Here is a 21182-nt window from a genome sequence, read left to right on the forward strand (position 1 = left end):
AAACTTGTAAATCAATTTTTTAAACCCAAAACAAAACAAAATAAGATGCAAAAGATGTTTATAAAAAATTTGTCTAATCTAAATTTTTTATAGTAGGTTTGCAGACTTAATATGACTATGCTAAAATCGGAAGAATTAAAAGAATTATTGGCTGAACCAAAGCGTATTGTAATCACCACACATTACAAGCCGGACGGAGATGCATTGGGTTCATCCTTGGGATTATATTTTTGGTTAACCGCAAAGGGACACCATGTTAATCTAATCGTACCATCAGATTTCCCGGCTTTTTTAGACTGGCTGCCCGGTTTGGAAAAGGTGCAGATTTATACGCAAAATATTATCCTACATAATCAGCAGATTGAGACAGCAGATGTGTTATTCTGCCTGGACTTCAACGGCCTGAGCCGTATTCATGAGATGGGAGATCCTATCCGTGGGGCAAAAGGAATCAAATGCATGATTGATCATCACCTGGATCCGGAAGGATTCGAAGATTATGCCTTTTGGGATCCTTCAGCAGCTGCAACCGCGCAATTAATCTACCGTTTTTTGGTGAATGAGATGCAAGATGAAGACAGTATCAGTGCGGATATGGCAACTTGTCTTTATACAGGTATTATGACCGATACTGGCTCTTTCCGTTTTCGCTCTACGACATCCGAAATCCACCGTATCATTGCGACTTTAATTGACTGTGGCGCACAAAACTGGGCGATCCATGAAGAAATTTACAACAGTTCTTCGGAAAGCCGTCTCAAGTTTCTGGGCTTTTGTCTGCTCAACCGCCTCGAAGTCATTCACGAGTATAATACCGCTGTCATTCATGTAACCAAAGAAGACCTCAATCAATTTCAGGTCATCACAGGAGATACCGAAGGTTTGGTCAATTATGCACTTTCCATCAAAGGAATTCGATTAGCTGCGTTAATTATTGACAGAAATGAACAAATTAAACTATCTTTGCGATCGATTGGAGAAGTTCCCTGTAATGAAATCTGTAAATTGTATTTCAATGGGGGCGGCCATCTCAATGCTTCCGGCGGAAATTCGAAAGATAGTCTGGATGTTGTGATCGCAAAATTCAAATCCATTTTACCAAATTATAAAGAAATATTAACAAAATAAGATATCGTAACATACATTAGAAAATGAAGAAAGCAATTCTATTTTTCGCGGCTGCCGGTCTTTTGATGACGTCATGCCAAAAATTCAAAAAGGCTGAAGGTGGTCTTGAGTATAAGATCGTGGATGATAATGCAAAAGAAAAAGCAGTATCTGGCGATTTATTAGCTATTGACATTGTACAATCAACAGATAGAGATTCTGTAATGAGCAGCACTTACGAAATGGGCATTCCTCAGATCGTTCAATTATATCCAGACAGCGTTATCGCAAAAAATCCAGGTGATCCAACAGGTTTATTCAAATATGTCGGTGAAGGTGATAGCTTGGTATTCAAAATCAACTTGGATTCCATGGCTGCGAAAACTCACCAACCTAAACCAGAATTTGCTGACAAATTCTTAGTGTTCTCGATCAAAGTGAAAAAACACTTCAAAAAAGGAAAATTAACAGATCAACAATTGGGTGAGCAAGTTCAAAAATACTTTGAAGAAGAATTGAACAAACACAAATCTGCTGAGCCTGCAAAATTGGAGAAATACATCAAGGATAAAAACTTGAAAACAACAAAAACAGCTTCAGGTCTTCAGTACGTAATCACTAAACCCGGAACAGGAGCAAATGCTAAAGTAGGTGATTCTATCCATGTAAACTACGTAGGTTCATTGACTACAGGACTTGTATTTGATACTAACCTTCCGGATGTTGCGAAAAAAGAGAAAATCTTTATGCCACAACGCCCTTATGAAGCATTGAAATTCCAATTGGGTGTTGACGGTGTTATCCCAGGTTGGACTGAAGCATTCCAATTGTTCAACAAAGGGACTAAAGCGACTTTAGTTATCCCTTCTTCTTTGGCCTACGGTGACCGTCCGTCAGGTAAAATCCCTCCTTATGCACCATTGGTGTTTGAAGTAGAGGTATTGGATATCAAACCAGGAAAGGTTCCAGCGCCAGCGCCAACTACTCCAGGTACAGTAGCTCCAACAACAACTGCCCCTGCTGCTACAAAAGCTCCGGCAGCTAAAAAATAATTTAGCATAATAAATTCGTTAACAAACAAAAGAGCCGTTCCACATGTTGGAACGGCTCTTTTGTTTGTTATATTTTCTTTAGTCCTGAACCTGCTTTTGCTTATCAGCCTGTTTTAATTTTCTTATCTTCCACCAAAGCACGGCTACAGCCAGCACAAAACAGACGACCGCAATGATTGTCAAAGCCCATAGCGCTTTGTTGGTATGGTAGTTTTCCGCATGCTGAATAAATAGCAGTCTAAAAATCCGCAGATAATGTGTCGAAGGAATCACGTTGGCAATCCCCTGTACCCAGCCCGGCATTAAACTCGCCGGCCAGGTAAATCCACTCAAGATAAAAGCAGGCGTCGCAATTACCATCAAGACCTCCGTTGACTTTAACTGAGAAGGCAAAATCATACTCACTAATACACCAATAAAGCAAACCGCCAGCAGAAACACGAAAGTGCATAACACAAAACGGCCAAAGTCAGCATGCAGAGGCATTCGATAATATTTCCCAAAACCCCAATACAGCAGCAATATTCCAATCGACATCAATACATAAGGCAATATCTTGACGAGAATAAGTCCAATCGGATTGGAAATTTTCCGAACAAGATCAGGGAACGTATTCCCCTCAAACTCCGAAGAAAAAGATAATGCCAAGCCCAATAACAAGACCTGTTGCAATACGGTGATCAATACTCCGGGCAACATAAAATAGAGGTAATTACCGCTTCGAATATTTTGCTTAACTATCGTTGTCTTAAACGGTTCATATTGTTGAGCTGCCACCTTTGCCGGTACACCACGCTTCATTTGCGCCTGAATCTGAATACCCGCTTTCATCGTCATCGCACAGACGTTAACGGCCATTAACGCCGTGTTGGAGGTCAACGTATTCGCACCATCAACGAATACGGTCACCTCGGGTAGACGGCTTTGTTGTACCCCCGAAGCAAAGCCCTTGGGAATATGAACAATGGTTGTTGCATCGTATTGGATCGCAACATCCTTCGAATCAAACAAAGATGGTAATACCTTCGCTACCCGAATGCTTTCATTGTCCGAAAGCATATCTATAAATGAACTGCTTAAGGGGCTATTGTCTTCATCAACAATAATAACAGGCATTTCAGTGACCTTTCCCTGTTGGTACACATGACCAACGAGAACACCATACAATACTGGTGCGCCTAAAAAGAGCATCAACAAAACCTTATTGTTAAAAAAGAGCTTAAACTCCCGTTGGATTAATTCTAGAAATCTTTTCACATCCATTCCCTTTAATTCGTATGGAGAACCACAAGCGTTTTTGTTAACAAATCTTTTGTTCCAGCCATATCCTCGGGGACAACCTTTAATTCAAAGACTGCTTGCTGTGGATCAAAATCTGGATATGCTGAGGCGATATTGGCATAAGAATTCAATGCTTTTACGCTAACGATCTTGGCCGATACCTTTTCGTTGCTCCGATAAGGTATCTCTACGGTTACCACAGCCCCCTTCTGCAATTTCCCGATCTGATTTTCGGGCAGTGTAAACCTAAAATAGATAGAACGGTCAAGAAAGCCATTTACAATGGGATAGCCGGCCATGGCCAGTTCCCCCACTTTGAGATTGATGGTTTCTACGCTCATGTCCTGCGGCGCAATCACATATTTCTCCTGAGCAGCAACATTCACTTCAGACATGGCGCCAAGTGCTCTTTCTTTTTGACCTAAAGCCATAATCTGTTGTTCCTGCCGAGCTCCGCCTCGCGCTTCCGCCATTTCGGCTTGCGCAGCTAAGTATTGGTTTTTTGCGCCTTGGTATTTCGCATAAGTTTCATCATATTTCTGTTGTGGAATCAAACTATCCTGCAATAAAGCTTCAAGTCGACCAATGGATTTCTTCGCAAATTCATACTGCTCTTTCAAGCCATCCACCTTTGCTTGCAGTTGGACTAGCTGTCCTTTGGTCGCACCTTTGACGGCCATATTATATTGTGCGTCGGCAGATTGCAGCGCCCCTTTCGCCTGTTCCTCCTTTGCGTCCACCTCAGGAATACTCAAAATAGCCAAGGTATCCCCTGCATGTACAAAGTCGCCCTCCTCAACTAAGATCCTGGCGATTTTTCCGGGCACTTTTGTGACGACGGTCACCTGTTCACGTTCTACTTTTCCCTCAATAGGTTTTTCTTTCACTTGATTTGTACAGGAAACAAAAATAGACAAGGCTAATATCCCATATAAATTTTTCATGTTACTCATGTATAGTTTGTAATAATTTTCCAGAAGTATGTAATAATTCGACGGCAGCATTTCGTTGTTGCAAAACGTTATTAAAATAACCGAGGTTAACCTTATACCAGTCATTTTCCGCCGCCAGCAACTCCGTCACATCAATCAACCCGGCCTGATACTGCTTTACGGCCATTGATAAGTTGTTTTCAGCGACTTTCAGCTGTTGTTCACCTACTTTCAGTTTTTGATTTCCGGTACTGTAACCTACCTTATTTTTACTTAACAACAGATTAAGTTTTTCCGCTGTATCTTCCCTTTTTGTCGCATTAATGGTTTGGTCAAGCTTAACCTGTTTAATTTTATTATGATGTTCTCCGCCGGTATAGAGGTCCCATTTTACCCCGAGCCCGACCAATAGATTTGGACTTCCTTTGATTGAATTTAAGGGCAGATTCACTGTTCCCAATAGCGGCTGGTCTTTTATGCTCAATTTTGAATTGAATACATTTAAGTAATTTGCCGATCCAAAAGCAAAAACAGCCGGTAGAGATCCCCCCTTTTCCTTTTTGTATAAATAATCATAAGCTTTTGATGATGCTTCCAGGGCTTTAAGTTCCGATCGCTGCTCAACATCATTGGGTATTTCCGACAAAAATATCGGCTTTAGTCCATAGTGAATGCCGCCGACTTCCTGAAAAGAAACTCCAGTTTCCTGCTCAATCTTCTGACAGAGGAGATCACGATTTCCGGCAAGCTCCACCTTCTTCTCCTCTAATTCGAGGAGCGCCAATTTGAGTTTATCTCGATCATAGGGAATAGCCAGGCCATTTTGTATAGCTTTATTGACTTTCTCCTGCTCTTTTTTTAGTCTCTTTTCCGAATCTGCGATAAGTTTATCGACTTCGTCCAGCAGCATCAACTGGTCAAAAGAAGCGATAATATCCTTGGAGAGCGTCTCTCGGCTCGCAGATTCCAAATATTGTTGTGCCAGGGCTTTCTCTTGGAGTGCCTTTATGCCATTGGGAATCTGTAGTCCTGAAAAAATAATTTGTTTTACCGAAACACCCGCATATGCGGCCTGCCCATGCATGCTGAATCCAGTCGCACCCTCAAAAAGTCCCAGGTTCAGCAGTGGAACATTCACGGTCGGAATATCCACGCTACCATTGCTATGCACATACCCATATAACCCCAATGCGGAAACATGTGGCAGCCTGTTGGCTTTTACTCCTTCGGCTTCCAGCCTTGCTTTATCAACTTCATATGCCTTCAGTTTTAATTCCTTATTTGTTTGAAAGGCCTTTTGAATAATATCTTTTACCGATGGGTCAATCATTGACTGTGCATGCAGCTTATTTAAACCCATAAGCGATGCAAAGGTGAACAAACCCATACATAGTTTCTTATTCATCATATGATTCATTTATTCTTTAAAAAATAGGGCAACAACCGTTCTTCTGTTTAACAGCAAATAGTAAAGTATGTTTTACAACATGTCATTTTTTCCAAGATAAGAAAAAAGTATAGCCCATATATGACTCAAATTCTCGTTTTTGGCTTTATAGCTAAAATATCCAATAAGAAGAGAATCCGTTATTAATTTTCATTTTGTTAATTATTAAGTTATCTTTGGAGAACGAATTGAAATTTTGGTAATGAAGCCGACCTCTTTATTCGATAATAACAAAAAGAAGTTTTTTACCCTAACCCACTTTTGCCTCCACGCAGAAAACTATGTTGCTTACTGATACACATACACACATCTACTACCATTCAGGTACCAATAAACTGCAAGAACACCTACAACGTTGTTTAGACAACAATATAGAACGTCTTTTTTTACCAAACGTAAATAGTGCTTCCATCAAACCTGTATTCGATACGGTTGCAGCTTATCCAGAACACTGTTTTCCTATGTTAGGACTACATCCCTGCGATGTTAAGGAAAACTATGTGGACGAGTTAAACAACATCCAAAAGAGCTTGGAAAATAACAAAGTCCATGCCATAGGTGAAATCGGACTGGATCTTTATTGGGACAAAAGTACGCTAAACATCCAAAAAGATGCTTTTCGAACACAGGTAAAATGGGCTAAGGAACTCAATTTACCGATAGATATCCATTGCCGTGAGGCATTCACCGAATTGTTCGAATTATTGGAGGAACTTAAAGATGATAAGCTATTTGGTATCCTCCATTGTTTCACGGGGACGTTGGAACAGGCTCAGCATGCGATTAACTTGGGCTTTGCACTTGGAATAGGAGGTGTTGTCACCTTTAAAAAAGCAGGATTGGACAATGTCGTCAAAGAAATCGACCTAAAACATATCGTCCTTGAAACAGATGCGCCCTACCTCGCCCCTGTTCCTTATCGAGGTAAAGAAAATGAAAGCAGCTACCTCGTGTATGTTGCCCAAAAGGTTGCCGACCTACACGCGATTTCCGTTGAACAGGTCGCAGAAATTACAACCGCGAATTCAAAACGTATTTTTGGTATATAATCTATAGAATCCCATGCACAATATTTTTATTATCTACACTGGCGGAACCATAGGAATGGTCAAAGACGAAACGGGTACTTTTGTCCCCTTCGACTTCGAGCTAATCAAGCGTAATCTTCCTGATTTAAGCCGTCTGGATTATAAACTGACCGTACACTCTTTCGAACCGATCATCGACTCTTCCAACATGAAACCGGAAATCTGGATTGAAATGGCCCAGATCATCAAAGATAATTATGCAAACTACGATGGGTTTGTCATCTTACATGGATCAGATACGATGGCATTCACAGCGTCTGTGTTAAGTTTTATGCTTGAGGGCCTGCAAAAGCCGGTCATTCTTTCCGGATCACAATTGCCTATTGGAGAGATCCGCACAGATGCACGCGAAAATATGATGACAGCGCTGGAAATTGCTTCTGCCAAACAAGATGGTGTTTCGATTATCCAGGAAGTATGTATCCTATTCGACAACAAATTATTCCGGGGAAACCGCTCTTTCAAATATAACTCAGCCAAATTTGAAGCATTTAGATCCCCCAATTACCCTGTACTTGTCGAAGCAGGCATTCACCTTAAATACAATACCGACGCGTTATTAAATAATATTGACAAAGAATTTATCTTACATACCAAACTGGATAACCGCGTTGCTGTATTGAAACTCTTCCCGGGAATATCCGCGCAGACCATCAAATCTGTCCTGGATTCGGATGTACGATCTATTGTGATGGAAACTTTTGGTTCGGGAAATACCACGACAGATAGCTGGTTTCTAGACCTATTAAAAGGAGCCATAGATCAAGGGAAAAATATCCTTAATATTTCACAATGTAAGGTTGGTTCAGTCGAACTTGGGCGGTACGAAACCTCACAAGGCCTGAAAGCCATCGGTGTGCTCAATGGATATGATCTTACATTTGAAGCTGCTGTCACTAAGCTTATGTACCTCCAGGGCGAGCTCGAAGATCAAAAAGAAGTGGCTTATTGGGTAGAAAAAGATATTCGCGGCGAACTGACGGTTAACGATTAGAAAAAAGTACTATGACCTTTCACCTATCTCCGCCAGGACTTCAGCTACAACAAAATTACTTCCGCCCACAAAAATCAGATCTCCCCTTTCGTATGCAGCCTTCGCCGCAGAAAAAGCCTCCTGTACAGAAGAATATTCTCCACCATTCAGGTCAAAAGCCACTGCCTCCTGACGCAGTAAATCCGGGGGCATTGCCCTCGGCATATCCGGTGCAGCAAAATAATAAACTGCATCTTTGGGCAGGTAAGGCAACATATGTGTCAGGTCTTTATCGCGCATAGCTCCAATGACAAAATGTAATTTGTTATAGGTAGTCGCATTTAGATTTTTCAACACCTCATGAATGCCGTCCTCATTGTGTCCGGTATCGCAGATGACAAAAGGATCTTTGGAGAGCTGTTGCCAACGTCCCTGGATACCTGTGGTAGACTGAACATGCTTTAAGGCTTCATGTACATGGAACGAGCTGATTTCAAAACCTTGCTTACGTAGTTCATCCACAGCCAAAAGAACACCGGCAAGATTCTTCACCTGATAAGAACCTTTGAGGTCAAGCTGATAAATATCTTCGGCACCATTTCCATCAATCGCTTCAATATGCAGGTAATCCTGGTCAACGCTCAACATCCTGGTCTGATAAACCTGAGATGCAAATTGAATGGGAGCTGCCTCGGCATGAGCCTTATTCAAGAATACAGCTGCTGTTTCGGCAGCATACTCAGAAATGACCACAGGTGTATTTTTTTTAATAATACCTGCTTTTTCGCCGGCAATCTCTACCAATGTATTTCCAAGCAGATTCATGTGGTCAAAACCGATGTTTGTGATCACCGACAATAAGGGTTGAATAATATTTGTACTATCCAGTCTCCCGCCAAGTCCAACCTCAATAACAGCGATATCAACTTTACATTTCTCAAAATAGTCGAAAGCCATCGCCACGGTAATTTCAAAAAAAGAAGGCTGAACATCTTCGATCAGCGCCTTATGCTTTTGAACGAAATCCGTCACAAATTCCTGTTCGCACATGGCGCCGTTGACACGAATACGTTCTCTGAAATCCAGCAGATGGGGTGATGTATAGAGTCCGGTTTTATAACCTGCCTGCGCCAATATCGCCGCCAACATATGAGAGGTAGAACCTTTTCCGTTGGTACCTGCAATATGTAAGGTTTTGAATTTTCGCTGTGGATTGTCCAGCGCATTGCAAAGTCTGATGGTATTGTCAAGGTCTTTTTTGAAGGCTGAGGCACCATCCCTTGTAAACATAGGCAATCGAGTATATAAATACTCGATTGCCTCTTTATAAGCATTCATCTGAATGATTTTTATCTTAATCTAAAATTGAACACAATCCGCCCTGTTTGGGAATCTGGTGCATTAGCCAATTGATTTAGCCGTGCACCGCGGACAGCACGTTCACATTTCTCCAACAATGTTGGATCCGTGATTGTAGTCCCTTTTACTCCCGCACGCGCATAGGTAATCACGCCTTGCTTATTCACTCTGAATTCCACAGCAACCTTACCGGCTTGTTGACCATTATCGTCAATGCTTGGTCGCTGGGTAAAACTACGGTTTTCAATAGACAACATCATATTGCCGTTACCTGATCCCCCCTCACCATAATTACTTGCCAAGGGATCGCCCAACTTAGAACCTTGGTTTCCCGGTGTTGTGCCAGTACCGTCTCCAGCACCCTTGCCATTGTTTTTATTGCCTTTGAAAAGCGCTTTCGCATTTGCCTGTGGTGCTACTTCTTTTGTCTGCTTAGTTGTTTCGGGCGCTTTTGATACCACTTTCTTTTCCGTTTTTGTGACGGCTGGAGCCTCTTCCATATCTTGCGTGACAACTGCTTTTTCGGCAACTTGTTGTGTTGGTGTAGGTGTTGGAGTCTCCACAGGATCTATCCGATCCGGTCGCTCACTATTTGCATTCGGATCAATAGAGGGTTCTTCTACACTCATGTAATCGTCGCCCATCCCCTCTGGAGAAGTTCCATAGTTTACAATCATACCGCCCATACCATACTCATCCGGTTCCTGCGCCTTAAAAACTACAAAGAAACCAATCAAAAGCAGTGATGCCATGACCAATGTAGATATTCCCAAAGCCTTAGGGAAATTATTTTCTTCATGTTGAAGATGATATCGCATTGTATAAATCTCCTATATTAACATATGAGCAATAAACTTCAAAAAAGTTTAATTGCCCCTACTTATCTTTTTTAGGTTCTGTTGCCAGCACCACTTTCACTTTCAGACGATTGGCTACATCCATGACCGAGATCACGTTCTGGATAGGAACAGTATTATCGACATACAGCATAATGGTCAATTCTTCGCCACTGGCCATCTGCGATTGGATTGCCGCTTCCAAACCTTCTACCGGAACAGGATTTTTATCGATAAAATAGCCCAACTCCTTTGTAATAGATACTGTAATTGTCTTTTTTGCAACAGATTGTTCACCTGCGCTTGACTTTGGCAACAATAGCTTGACCACTTGCGGATTCGAAACTGCCGACGCCAACAGGAAAAACAACATCAGGAAAAACATGATGTCGTTTAGCGCTGAAGTATGTACTTCGGCAGATGGTTTATTTTTTCTACTTCGTAAGTTCATTATCTTCCCGGTTCATCCAATAAATCAATAAATTCTACTGCATCGGTTTCCATACGTAAAATCAATCGTTCAACCATCATATTTAAGATATGATAGCCTAAATAAGCCAGGATACCGACAGCAAGACCTGACGCTGAAGATACCATTTTCACATATAGACCACCGGATACGGATGCAATGTCGATACCACCCGCCAATTCTACCTCATGGAAAATCTTGATTACCCCAAAGATAGTACCAACGAAACCAAGCATCGGAGCGATACCGGCGATAATACCAAGGATATTGATATTTTTCTCCAATTTGGCTACTTCCAATTTACCGACATTCTCGATAGCCCCCTCAATGTCTTTGATCGGCCTGCCCACGCGTAACAGTCCTTTTTGCAACATGCGTCCTAAGGCCGAGTTGCTGGAGCGGCATACAGCCAACGCAGAGTCTAAATTTCCAGACAATACATTTGCTTTCACCTGAGACATCAAACTATTATCGTATCTGGCGGCTCTGCGAATGGTCAGATAGCGTTCAAAAAAGATAACCAATCCAATAAAGAACAGTAATAGGATTGGAATCATTATCCATCCCCCTTTGATCATCATATCGATCAAACTCATGTTTTCTGTACTAGCAGCAGCAGGTAATGGTTGTTGCGCAGCTTGATTAAACGTATCTACAGCAGCCCTTGCTGTATCTTGCACTAATGACATAATTATTAATAGTTTTATATAGTTTCTATAATGTTTCTACCCAAGCACCTTCAATTTTTCCCGCTACAGATTTTTGAGCGAGGTCAGCCTCTGCTTTTGTCATGTAGGTATTCAAGATGATCTTCTTTCTATTCCTTTTATACTTTCCTTCCACAGCGCGTGCAGTCTTGTAGCCTAGCATCCGAAGACGTTTTGCCTCTTGCTCTGCCTGAGCCATTGTCCGTGCCGAACCGATCACAACCTGATATTTCGGCTGTGCTACGGGTATGGATTCTTTAATGACTGGATCCGCCTGCAAAACAGGAGCAGCTTTCCCAGCCGCCGCTGTATTATTGCCTACTTCTACGGCTGTGCCCTTTAGTGAATCCGCCGTTGTTTTTGCTAAGGAATCCACTTTTTTTAAACTGTCCGCGGCGAGCACGTTGGATGATGAATCAGCAGTTGGCAGATTATTTTTCTGAACGGCTGTATCAGCAGCGATTTTTAGTGCGGGCTGGGCTCCACCAAACAACGAATTTTTCAATCCCGGATTCGTATACAATACGCCTACAGCAATCATGACCAGCACAATGGCTGCTGTCAGCCAGTACCAGATCGCATTCGAATTGCGTGGCTCCTCCTCATAAATATGGGGTGCATAAGCAGAATTTGCAGCGGCAATTGCGCCAACTTCTTTCTGCGTGTCAATTTGCTCCTCCGTAGATGTTATGGTATCCTCCGGACTAGCTATAGCTGGTACTGCCACGGCGTCCAATAGTTCGGCATCCACAGGGCTAGCCTCTTCTTCAGCTTCTGGGGTATCGGACTCAATCTCCGATTCAACAATAGCTTCAGCAACAGGAAGCGAATCTGCATCGGCAAGAGCCGCGGACTCTTGTTCCTCCTGCTTAGCTTGCTCTTCATTTTCAACACTGTCTGTTGCTTCAACGACAGGTTCTTCTGCATTGATTTCCCAAACGACAGGTTCTGATGGGACAGATTCGACCGAATCAGCAAGCCCGTGTTCATCTTCGCGCACCGGAATAACTGTTTCGATTTCAGGGCCAACAAGATTGACAACAGGTTGAAAATTAAAGCCAGAGAGGTCCAGCGGTTTAAAAACCAAACTCGAACCATAGCTTATCAACAGACCGAGATCATCCAGCTTCGCTTGACCAAATTGTCCCAGATCATTTCGCAATGCCCTAACGGTATCATCCAATATTTGCTGCGCCTGCACCAAACTCAAATGCTCCTGCTGTTGGATATAATGCACGATATTGAATCCCCGTTGTGCGGAATAGTCCAGCTCAACATAAGAAATGGGGGGCAAAAACACATTGTTCTGTTTATCGAATTGAGCCGGAGAATGAATTCTTTTGAACACACCTATTCCGGGCACGTATACTTCCGCATAGCGTCTTAATAAACTATTGATGTCTTTGCCTAGATTCATTGTTCTCTGATTTAAAATGCAAATTTATAATCTTAATTCGTTAAAACGAATAATTAAGACCACCAATTACATTGAAGCCCAATCTTGGATAATACATGTAACGTTCATATTCCTTTCCAAAGATATTATTTGCTTTCACGAAAACACCAAATTGTTTTTTAATTCGGTATTCAGCACCAGCATTTAAATCAGCAAAGGAAGCAATCGTCACCTTGTGACCACTATCCGCTATACGAGTACCATCACTGTTATAATTGTAAACATACGCATAGGTATTACCTTGGCTAGAAAGCTCTGCATCGACGAAGAATTTATCTGAGATATTGAAACGCGCATTGGCCTGCAACCTAAATTTAGGTAAGCCCCAAGCCTCTTCTTCGTCGCTCAGGTTATAGTCATCAATAAATACTTTACCACCTAGATTAACCAATTGTGATAAACGTACATTGATCTCCCCTTCCAATCCCATATGCTTAGCTTTATTGATCTGGCCATCATAAACCACATCAAAAGCCCAAGGAATATATCCGCCTTGATTATCGCCAAACGCACTATTCTTAAACAGAGGTAATCCTTCGATCTGTTTGTAAAACACCTTCACCTTATAGCCAAATGTTGCACCGGCATTACCTTTTAAACCACCGTATACATTCAATTTTTCAATTGAATTGGCGATCCTGACGTTTGGTGCCAAATAAGGATTTTCCTTCGCAAAATTTCGGAAGGATCCCTGTCTTACATTACCATTAACTCCGGCAAATAAAGAGATATATTCCGGAGCCAAAGAAAAATCTGCTTCAACCGATGGAAAAACATTAAAACGGGACTCATCACCAAATTCCGAAGTCAGGTTGGCTCCCAAAGTGACATTGTAGTTATCCCCCTTAAATCGAATGTACGGATTGATCAAAAACAAATTGTTCTTCACATTTGCCGTATCATTTTCGTTTTTGACATCGTTCATGGTGACACTCAGGTTGGCTCCAACATTGAAAGCGCTCATGCGTTTGTTGAGATAACCGGACAGCGCAAAAGAATTTTCTTTTGCCTTATAAGCATCCTTAAATAGGTAACCATCTACCTTTGCAGCGTAGCTCATCGCCTGCTCATTTTTTGGATCAACGTTACTTGCCAGTTCACCATTTAAATAGATATCGGTGAATGTTTGCTTATCCGGGGTGGTATTCAATAATGTCGTCCCTGGTTGGTCAAATGTCTGACCGTAGAAATTTGTGCCATACCTATTGTAGCCTAAGGTACCTTTTACAGTCACGGCATCCAGCACACGGCGTCCGAAAATACCAATATCCTGTGTACTGAATTTCTGTCCATCAATATTGCCCTTTTGGCTTAAGTGTTTTGCGAATAGCCCAAAACGCGTATTTTCAAACTGCTCGGATGCCAAATATGCTTCACCTAAAATCGAGTTATAATTACCTATTCCAAATTTGACATAATTGCTGCTGTGTTCAAAAGGTTGTGCAAATGGTATTTCCTGCACATTCAATTGTTTCAGACCAGTATTGATATCCAATTTTTTATCAATGATATTACCGTAGTTTAATTTGGGCTGATATTCCCGTTTGTTGGTCATATCAGGACTACGACGGATTTTTACAGCATCTGCAAGAATCGGTTTGTAATCGCGAACAACATCAAAAGAATCAATAGTGACCGGTTTTTCAGGATCATTCTTCTTGCCTGTTTCCTGTGCAAAAGAATTCAATCCCACGCCCATCAAAAGCGCCGCTAAGGTATATTTCTTCACATTTCTATTTTGCAACTTCTTCATTGTATCCTATTTCTTTTTGTTGTTCAATTTATTTAGACGCTCTTTTGCAGCAGGCAAAATATCGTCTTTCGCATCGTAGTTATCCACAATTGATTCCAATGTCGCTTTCGCCTGGAATGTATCGCCTTTACCCGCATAGGCATCAGCCATCGTGATAAAGCTTTTCGCTACCCAATATTCATAAGAGGAGAAATTGTCAGACAAATCCATTGCCGTTTTTATACAGGCATCGTACTGTTTATTTTCCAATTGAATAACAGCGACATTATATTTTGCTTCCGCACCGTATACGGTACGACTCTTCAAAGCTGCTAAACTGAATTCCTTCATCGCCTCAGTTTTCTTATTCTGCTTCACATAGCATTTTCCTGCATACAAGAATGCGTTCGCGATCTCTTCTTCAGAAGATTTCTCGTAATTTTTCACCGCGTTCGTGTAGTTTAACGCTTCTTTGTAATCACCGATTTCATAATAAGAAACCATTAGATTATTGATTGCAAAACCGTAGTTAGATTTGTATTCAGAGGTAAGCTCCAATTTTTTCAACAACTGTGTTGCCTCATTATATTTCTTCTGTTTCAAATATAAATTTGAAACAGAAATCAACGTGCGTTCCGTATACGGTGAAGTCCAGTCATTCAAGATAACGTTATAATCGTGTAAGGCATCTTCGGTATTTCCCAATGCCGCATTACTTTCCGCACGAACAAAGCGCGCATATTTCTCTTGATTTGGTTTTGGGAATTTATCGAAATAAGCATTTACAGCCTCGACTGCTCCTTTGTAATTGCCTCTCGAGAATAAAGTCGTTGCTGTTGAGAACGAACGTGAATCTTGTTCTGACTTCGAGACATCACCTAAATTGGTTCCCGTGGCATATTTGATATACCCCGTCGCATCCCCTTTATCCAGATAGATATTCTCAATTGATCGCATGGCCTGTCTAGCTTCATCCGTAGAAGCGTATTGATCAACGACACGTTGGAACGTTGCCAAAGCTGCATCATTGTTGTCCTGATTATATTGAACCAACCCGATTGTTACTAAAGCACGTGGCACATAACTGCTTCGCGGATATTTTTCAACCATCGTTTGAAGTCCGGCAATTGCCTGATCGCTTTCTCCCATCAAGAAACGGGTGTAAGGAATTTCAAAAGCAATATCATCCGCATAATTAGAATTTGGGAACTGAGCAATAACAGCATTCAATGTTGAAATTTTGCCATTATTATCGCCTTGCAATCCTTGAATAATACCTCTTTGAAATAAAGCATAATCCTGACTAGGCGCTTTAGACGATATTAATTTGTTATATTCCGTTAATGCTCTTCCGTAATTTTTCGATGAGAAGTATGAATCACCTAAACGTGCGATGGCATCATTACGTGTATTCATCTCTATGCCTTTAGAACCACCAGAGGCTAAGAAGCGTTCAAAGTAATTCGCAGCCGTATTATAGTTTCCGTTACGGAAAGCTGCGTAAGCCAAGGCGTAATTTGCATAACTGTATACATCGGTTTTATTTGCCCCCGGCAAACGTAAGAATTTATTGAAATTCGTTACGGCCTCACCGTATTTGCGTACTTCATACATCGCTTCTGCCTTCCAGTAAGTAGCCAAAGCGTAGATTTCTTCGTCATAACGATGCTGTTCAGAACGCATGAACAAAGAAATTGCATTTTCAAAAGCACGCTCATTATAATACTCCAGACCCCGGTAATAGGTTACTTTTTGATAAGCAGCATTAGCCTCTTTTCCCCGTTTTGGAATAGACTCTAAAATATCGACCGCATCACGGTAGTTTTTAGTGCTCAACAAGACTTCCGCCAATAGCGTTTTCGCTTCTTCCTGGCGTTGTGATTTTGGATAAGTTTTTAAATATTCCTGCGTAGAAGCCAGGGCGACCTGATGGAACTCCAATTCATACGACAGCTTCGCATAGTTAAACAACCCCTCTTCTTTCATCGCTGGATCAAAATCCAATTTGGAGGCTCTGAAAAACGCGTTACGTGCAGACTGCTTATTTCCCTTTTTCAGGAAGCTGTCCCCCAGGGTAATCATGGCCGACTGGTAATAAGCATCAGGCTCCGTCATTTTCTCCAGCTCTGTGATAGCCTTATCGTAATCCTTTAGCTTGTAAGCGATATAACCGATCTGATAGCTATCTTGATTATTTTGGGTCTTGCCCTGATCTTGTGCCTGGAACTTATCGTAATAATCTTTTGATGTTTTTAAGTCACCTTTGATAAAGTATGTCGCCGCGATAATGCGGAACATCTCTGTTTCATTTTCTTGTTTTGTTTTTGACAAAATTGGTAACGCATAGTCCAACACATCGTCGTAGCGTTTATCCAGGAAATACAGTGCAGTGATATAATAAGGGTAACTATTTTCGAATTGTTTAGATCCATTTAGACGTTCAAATTCATTCAATGCCGTTTTATATTCCGCATCTAAATAACATAAATACGCATAGTAGTAGATTGAGGCTTCCTGAAATTCAGTTTTCTGATCTTTCAATCCCTCAAATAAGGGCTTTGCTGTCTTATAATCTTTCGTCATGAAAGAGGCGTAACCCAATTTAAAGCGATATTCTACATTTTCTTTACCGGCGAGATTTTTACTGTCAATCTTTGTAAACCATTCAATTGCCTTAACATAATCCTTTTTAGCATAATATGATTTACCTATCTGAAAGTAAGCGGCTTTAGAATTGGCGCTTACAGGGAAATCTTTAATATATTTTAGGAAACGATTTTCGGCATCTGACTCGCCCAATTCCAAGGCGCATACCGCTTGGTAATACCGCACATTTTCCTTTAATAAAGATAGCTCCTCCGTCTCGTCCAATTGTAGGTTGGATTTCGTCCGCAAGGCCTCCACACGATCAAATTGTGCCGATGCGGATCCGAATTTTCCGCGTTCATACAATTCCATTCCAGTCTTGTATGCCTTGTTGATTTGTTGCCATTCTGTCTGTTGCGCTAATGCTGGCGTCGCCATAACGGTTAGTGCAACTCCCACCTGGTAAATCTTCTTATACATAATATGTGAAACCTTAATATGTTATTTATCTGCAAATGTAAATGAATCTCCCTTCAAACCGAGGTAAATTTGCCTTGACATGCAAATTTAATGACCTCTCCTCTTTGATTGGCCGCTTTAAGGTAAGCCAAAATTTATTGAAAATCAATTCAAACTTCCCCCTTTTGAGAGATAGTTTTATTCATTTTACTAAATTATACTTTAATTGAGCTATTTTACACAAAAGTTATTAACATCTGTGAATAATCCAGTATTATAACGGAAATTTTGCACAAAAAATATGCCCGACCAAAAATAAAGTCAGGCATAATATTGTTGATTGATGAATCTGTCAATTTCGTCCTCCGGTATCTAAAACTGGCTCAAAATCAAAATTCAGTTAGCCGCGTTGTCCGGCCAAAAGATACAATACCGCCATCCGAACAGCAACTCCATTTTCAACCTGATCCAGGATAATGGAGTGTTCACTATCGGCAACATCGGAGGTGATTTCGACCCCACGGTTGATCGGTCCGGGGTGCATAATCGTAATCGGTTTTTCCAAAGAATCCAAGATTTCCTTATTTAGACCATATAACATGGAGTACTCTCTCAAAGATGGAAAATAGGCAATATCCTGACGTTCCAGCTGGATGCGTAACATATTTGCCACATCACACCAATTCAGTGCTTTTCTCAGGTCATGCTCCACCTTTACACCCAAAGAAGTAATATGCTTAGGAATTAATGTGGTTGGTCCGCATACCATGACTTCAGCACCCTGTTTTTGAAGACATAGAATATTTGATAAGGCTACCCGGGAGTGGGTTATGTCACCAATAATAGCAACTTTACGTCCCGCTACATCGCCAAAGCGCTCGCGTATAGAAAAGGAGTCCAAGAGCGCTTGCGTAGGATGTTCATGTGCCCCGTCGCCAGCATTCACAATTTGCGCATCGACATGTTTACTTAAGAACACACCTGCTCCGGCGTAGGGATGTCGCATCACAATCATATCCACCTTCATCGCAAGGATATTGTTGACGGTATCAATCAAAGTCTCCCCTTTACTCACGGAAGAAGAAGAAGCCGCAAAATTGACAATATCAGCAGATAGTCTTTTCTCAGCAAGTTCAAAAGAAAGCCGCGTACGTGTTGAATTTTCAAAAAACACATTGGCAATGGTGATATCCCGTAGAGAAGGCACCTTTTTGATCGGTCTATTTAATACCTCTTTAAAATTACTCGCTGTATCCAGAATCAATTGGATATCTTGTTCATTTAGATCTTTGATTCCCAACAAATGGCGAGTACTTAATTGTTCTACTGCAGCTGACATTTTATAGTATATTCAAGTATTTACTAATCATTTTTTAATTGAAGTGTTCGTTCCCAAGGGCCTATTAGAACCTTCCGTTATTTCTTTACTGAACCGGATTTCTAATCATTACCCAAAGGTTTTTTCTCCGTGACCAAGATAATGCTATCCTGATCGTCAGATTCTTTCCAGTTCACAATGACTTTTTGTGAATCTATAGAATCAACTTGTATTCCAATATAATCGGGTTGAATCGGAATCTGCCTGGAGAAGCGACGATCGACTAAAACAAGCAGTTCAATGCTTCTTGCTCTTCCAAATGCCTGTACAGCATCCATGGCTGCGCGAATGGTGCGTCCTGTCCACAAGACATCATCAATAAAAATAACGTCTTTACCTTCTACAATAAAATTGATATTTGTACTATTTGCTAACAACGGACCTGCATTACCTTTTGTACGGAAATCGTCCCGATAGAATGTAATATCCAGATCACCGACCAAGATCGGTTTTTCGATCATGCGTTCAAGTTCTTTGACGATACGTCTAGCTAAGAAAGTTCCTCTTGGTTGAATACCTATGACGACAGCATTTGAAAAATCACCGTGATTCTCAATCAATTGACGACATAGTCTTTGAATGGTGATTTGAAATTTTGGTCCGTCTAATAAAATCGACTGTTTCATTATGGGAATGTTTGAGCAAAGCTACACTTTTTTTAACAAAAACTATCGCTCGTTTCCCAATTAATTTCAATATTTCAACTCGTTTCCAGCATTAACGAAGAGACTAACAAATTTAAAACAACCGCTCATCAATGCAGATAAACGAGCTCATTGACATTCTTTCTGGCACCACACGGCACATATCAGTTCCGAGGGTACCCAGCTTTCCGGTCCATATCACCTATCCGGTATAAAAAACACCGAAGCGATACACCTGTTTTAGTCATTTTTCTTATTGCCCCGTGCAAAAAAATATACAGGCAGCCCTATCAATACCAGTATAAAACCCGGCCAGGTATACTGCGGCTTGTAGATGATTAACAGTAGGCAAAATACCGTACCAATAAGCAGGTAGATGATCGGTGTAAAAGGGAATAAAAATGTTTTGTAGGAACGGGCCAACTCAGGTTTACGGATACGCTGAATAATAACGCCCAGTACCGTAATCATATAAAAGATGACAATAACGAAAGAGATCATGTCCAACAGATTACCATACTGGCCACTTAAACAGAGCAAGGAGGCCCAGATCCCCTGTAACCATAATGAGCGGGCAGGCACATCATATTTGTTGTTGGGGATAGCTTGTTTTAAGAATAAACCATCTTTGGCCATGGTCTGAAAAACCCGTGCTCCGGACAGCGCAAGACCATTGACACAGCCAAAGGTTGATATCATCACCAAGATGGCCATCGCTATTGTACCGGTATGTCCCAACATCTTTTCAGCAGCAGCGATTGCGACCCGATCATTGGTGGCAAAAGCGATCTCTTCACGGCTCAGCGCAGAAAGATAGATGTAGTTACAACAGATGTATAAAAGCATAACAAGGCTGGTTCCGATGACGAGCGCACGAACCACATTGCGCTGAGGGTTCACAATCTCACCCGACACAAAGGTCACATTTTCCCAGGCAACACTACTAAAGACCGACCCCACCATAGCCGCTGCCAGCGCCCCCATTAAAGCGCCACCGGAAATTCCCGTCCAACCCTCACCTTTCAAATTCTGAAAAGCCTCCCAGCTGTACGCCATATTCTCCGAAAAATGATTTTCTTTGATCAAGAACAGGCCGCCGACGATCAATAGAACTAATGCAATAATTTTTGCTGAAGTAAAAAAAGACTGCACAGACTTGCCGCTCTTAATCCCGCGCGTATTGATATAGGTTAGCAAGAGAATCACGCCCATCGCCAGTATCTGTATCCAGGTAATCTTAAACTCACCGCGTTGAAAAAGCGGTGCAGCATCGTTCAGTTGCGGAATCAAATAGGCGGTAAACTTACCAAAAGCAACCGCAACAGCTGCTATCGTACCCGTTTGAATAACCGTAAATAAGCTCCAACCATACAAAAAGCCAATCGGTTTTCCGAACACTTCGGTGAGATAAGTATATTGTCCACCAGCTTTGGGATACATTGAGGATAGCTCACCGTAACAAATAGCTGCCGCAACAGTCGCGATAGCAGTCAGTATCCATACAATTGCCAACCAGTATCCTGAGCCCAGTTGCCGCATCATATCACTCGACACAATAAAGATCCCACTTCCGATCATCGAGCCCATGACCAGCATAATCGCATCCCACAATTTCAGTTGACGTTTCATCATAATATCAGGTTGGTTTTTATGCCATTAAGCTAAGAAAAAATAAT

The 21182-nt window shown here is 41.5% G+C and carries 17 protein-coding genes; 4 read left to right on the forward strand and 13 right to left on the reverse strand.

What is annotated here, in order from left to right; all coding sequences use genetic code 11:
- Positions 1 to 117: 117 nt before the first annotated feature.
- Both G6053_RS26610 and G6053_RS26615 read left to right on the forward strand, forming a co-directional pair.
- Entirely contained in the window at positions 118 to 1128 is a 1011-nt protein-coding gene (locus G6053_RS26610) for a DHH family phosphoesterase (protein ID WP_165309747.1), read from the forward strand.
- 23 nt (positions 1129 to 1151) lie between these two features.
- Positions 1152 to 2159: an FKBP-type peptidyl-prolyl cis-trans isomerase gene (locus G6053_RS26615; protein ID WP_108635079.1), complete on the forward strand. Its 1008-nt coding sequence runs from the start codon at positions 1152 to 1154 to the stop codon at positions 2157 to 2159.
- Positions 2160 to 2237: 78 nt separating this feature from the next.
- On the opposite strand, the gene G6053_RS26620 is transcribed toward G6053_RS26615, so the two are convergent.
- The 3 genes from G6053_RS26620 to G6053_RS26630 are packed head-to-tail and all read right to left on the reverse strand — an operon-like array spanning position 2238 to position 5780.
- Positions 2238 to 3416: an ABC transporter permease gene (locus G6053_RS26620; protein WP_165309112.1), complete on the reverse strand. Its 1179-nt coding sequence runs from the start codon at positions 3414 to 3416 to the stop codon at positions 2238 to 2240.
- 11 nt (positions 3417 to 3427) lie between these two features.
- On the reverse strand, positions 3428 to 4384 hold the full coding sequence (locus G6053_RS26625; RefSeq protein WP_108635078.1) for a biotin/lipoyl-binding protein: 957 nt from the start codon (positions 4382 to 4384) through the stop codon (positions 3428 to 3430).
- A 1-nt stretch (position 4385) separates the two neighbouring features.
- Entirely contained in the window at positions 4386 to 5780 is a 1395-nt protein-coding gene (locus tag G6053_RS26630) for a TolC family protein (RefSeq protein WP_241254846.1), read from the reverse strand.
- A gap of 320 nt (positions 5781 to 6100) precedes the next feature.
- Between G6053_RS26630 and G6053_RS26635 the strand changes: the two genes are divergently transcribed.
- Complete coding sequence (locus tag G6053_RS26635; RefSeq protein WP_108635077.1) at positions 6101 to 6868, forward strand: TatD family hydrolase; 768 nt, start codon at positions 6101 to 6103, stop codon at positions 6866 to 6868.
- Between the two features lie 13 nt (positions 6869 to 6881).
- The gene (locus tag G6053_RS26640; protein ID WP_121120471.1) at positions 6882 to 7901 is read left to right on the forward strand and encodes a type I asparaginase; all 1020 of its coding nucleotides are present in this window, start codon (positions 6882 to 6884) and stop codon (positions 7899 to 7901) included.
- 9 nt (positions 7902 to 7910) lie between these two features.
- On the opposite strand, the gene G6053_RS26645 is transcribed toward G6053_RS26640, so the two are convergent.
- The 10 genes from G6053_RS26645 to G6053_RS26690 all read right to left on the reverse strand — a co-directional run bounded on the left by G6053_RS26645 (position 7911) and on the right by G6053_RS26690 (position 21138).
- A complete protein-coding gene (locus G6053_RS26645; protein ID WP_108635075.1) occupies positions 7911 to 9218 on the reverse strand; it encodes a folylpolyglutamate synthase/dihydrofolate synthase family protein in 1308 nt (435 codons plus the stop codon).
- An 11-nt stretch (positions 9219 to 9229) separates the two neighbouring features.
- Positions 9230 to 10057, reverse strand: coding sequence for an energy transducer TonB (locus tag G6053_RS26650; RefSeq protein ID WP_108635074.1), 828 nt, complete (start codon positions 10055 to 10057; stop codon positions 9230 to 9232).
- Positions 10058 to 10115: 58 nt separating this feature from the next.
- On the reverse strand, positions 10116 to 10526 hold the full coding sequence (locus tag G6053_RS26655; protein ID WP_108635073.1) for a biopolymer transporter ExbD: 411 nt from the start codon (positions 10524 to 10526) through the stop codon (positions 10116 to 10118).
- A complete protein-coding gene (locus G6053_RS26660) occupies positions 10526 to 11233 on the reverse strand; it encodes a MotA/TolQ/ExbB proton channel family protein (protein WP_108635072.1) in 708 nt (235 codons plus the stop codon). The genes G6053_RS26655 and G6053_RS26660 overlap by 1 nt, the downstream gene beginning before the upstream one ends.
- Positions 11234 to 11258: 25 nt before the next feature.
- Positions 11259 to 12668, reverse strand: a complete 1410-nt coding sequence (locus G6053_RS26665) for an SPOR domain-containing protein (RefSeq protein ID WP_165309113.1) — start codon at positions 12666 to 12668, stop codon at positions 11259 to 11261.
- Positions 12669 to 12708: 40 nt separating this feature from the next.
- The gene (locus tag G6053_RS26670; protein WP_108635070.1) at positions 12709 to 14460 is read right to left on the reverse strand and encodes a TonB-dependent receptor; all 1752 of its coding nucleotides are present in this window, start codon (positions 14458 to 14460) and stop codon (positions 12709 to 12711) included.
- Between the two features lie 6 nt (positions 14461 to 14466).
- Complete coding sequence (locus G6053_RS26675) at positions 14467 to 17505, reverse strand: tetratricopeptide repeat protein (protein ID WP_165309114.1); 3039 nt, start codon at positions 17503 to 17505, stop codon at positions 14467 to 14469.
- Positions 17506 to 17884: 379 nt separating this feature from the next.
- Positions 17885 to 18823, reverse strand: coding sequence for an aspartate carbamoyltransferase catalytic subunit (locus G6053_RS26680; RefSeq protein WP_108635068.1), 939 nt, complete (start codon positions 18821 to 18823; stop codon positions 17885 to 17887).
- A 101-nt stretch (positions 18824 to 18924) separates the two neighbouring features.
- Positions 18925 to 19488, reverse strand: coding sequence for a bifunctional pyr operon transcriptional regulator/uracil phosphoribosyltransferase PyrR (gene pyrR, locus G6053_RS26685; RefSeq protein ID WP_108635067.1), 564 nt, complete (start codon positions 19486 to 19488; stop codon positions 18925 to 18927).
- Between the two features lie 258 nt (positions 19489 to 19746).
- Positions 19747 to 21138, reverse strand: a complete 1392-nt coding sequence (locus G6053_RS26690; RefSeq protein WP_241254847.1) for an amino acid permease — start codon at positions 21136 to 21138, stop codon at positions 19747 to 19749.
- Between the last annotated feature and the right edge of the window lie 44 nt (positions 21139 to 21182).

Source organism: Sphingobacterium sp. DR205, assembly GCF_011064245.1.
GTDB classification, from domain to species: Bacteria; Bacteroidota; Bacteroidia; order Sphingobacteriales; family Sphingobacteriaceae; genus Sphingobacterium; species Sphingobacterium athyrii.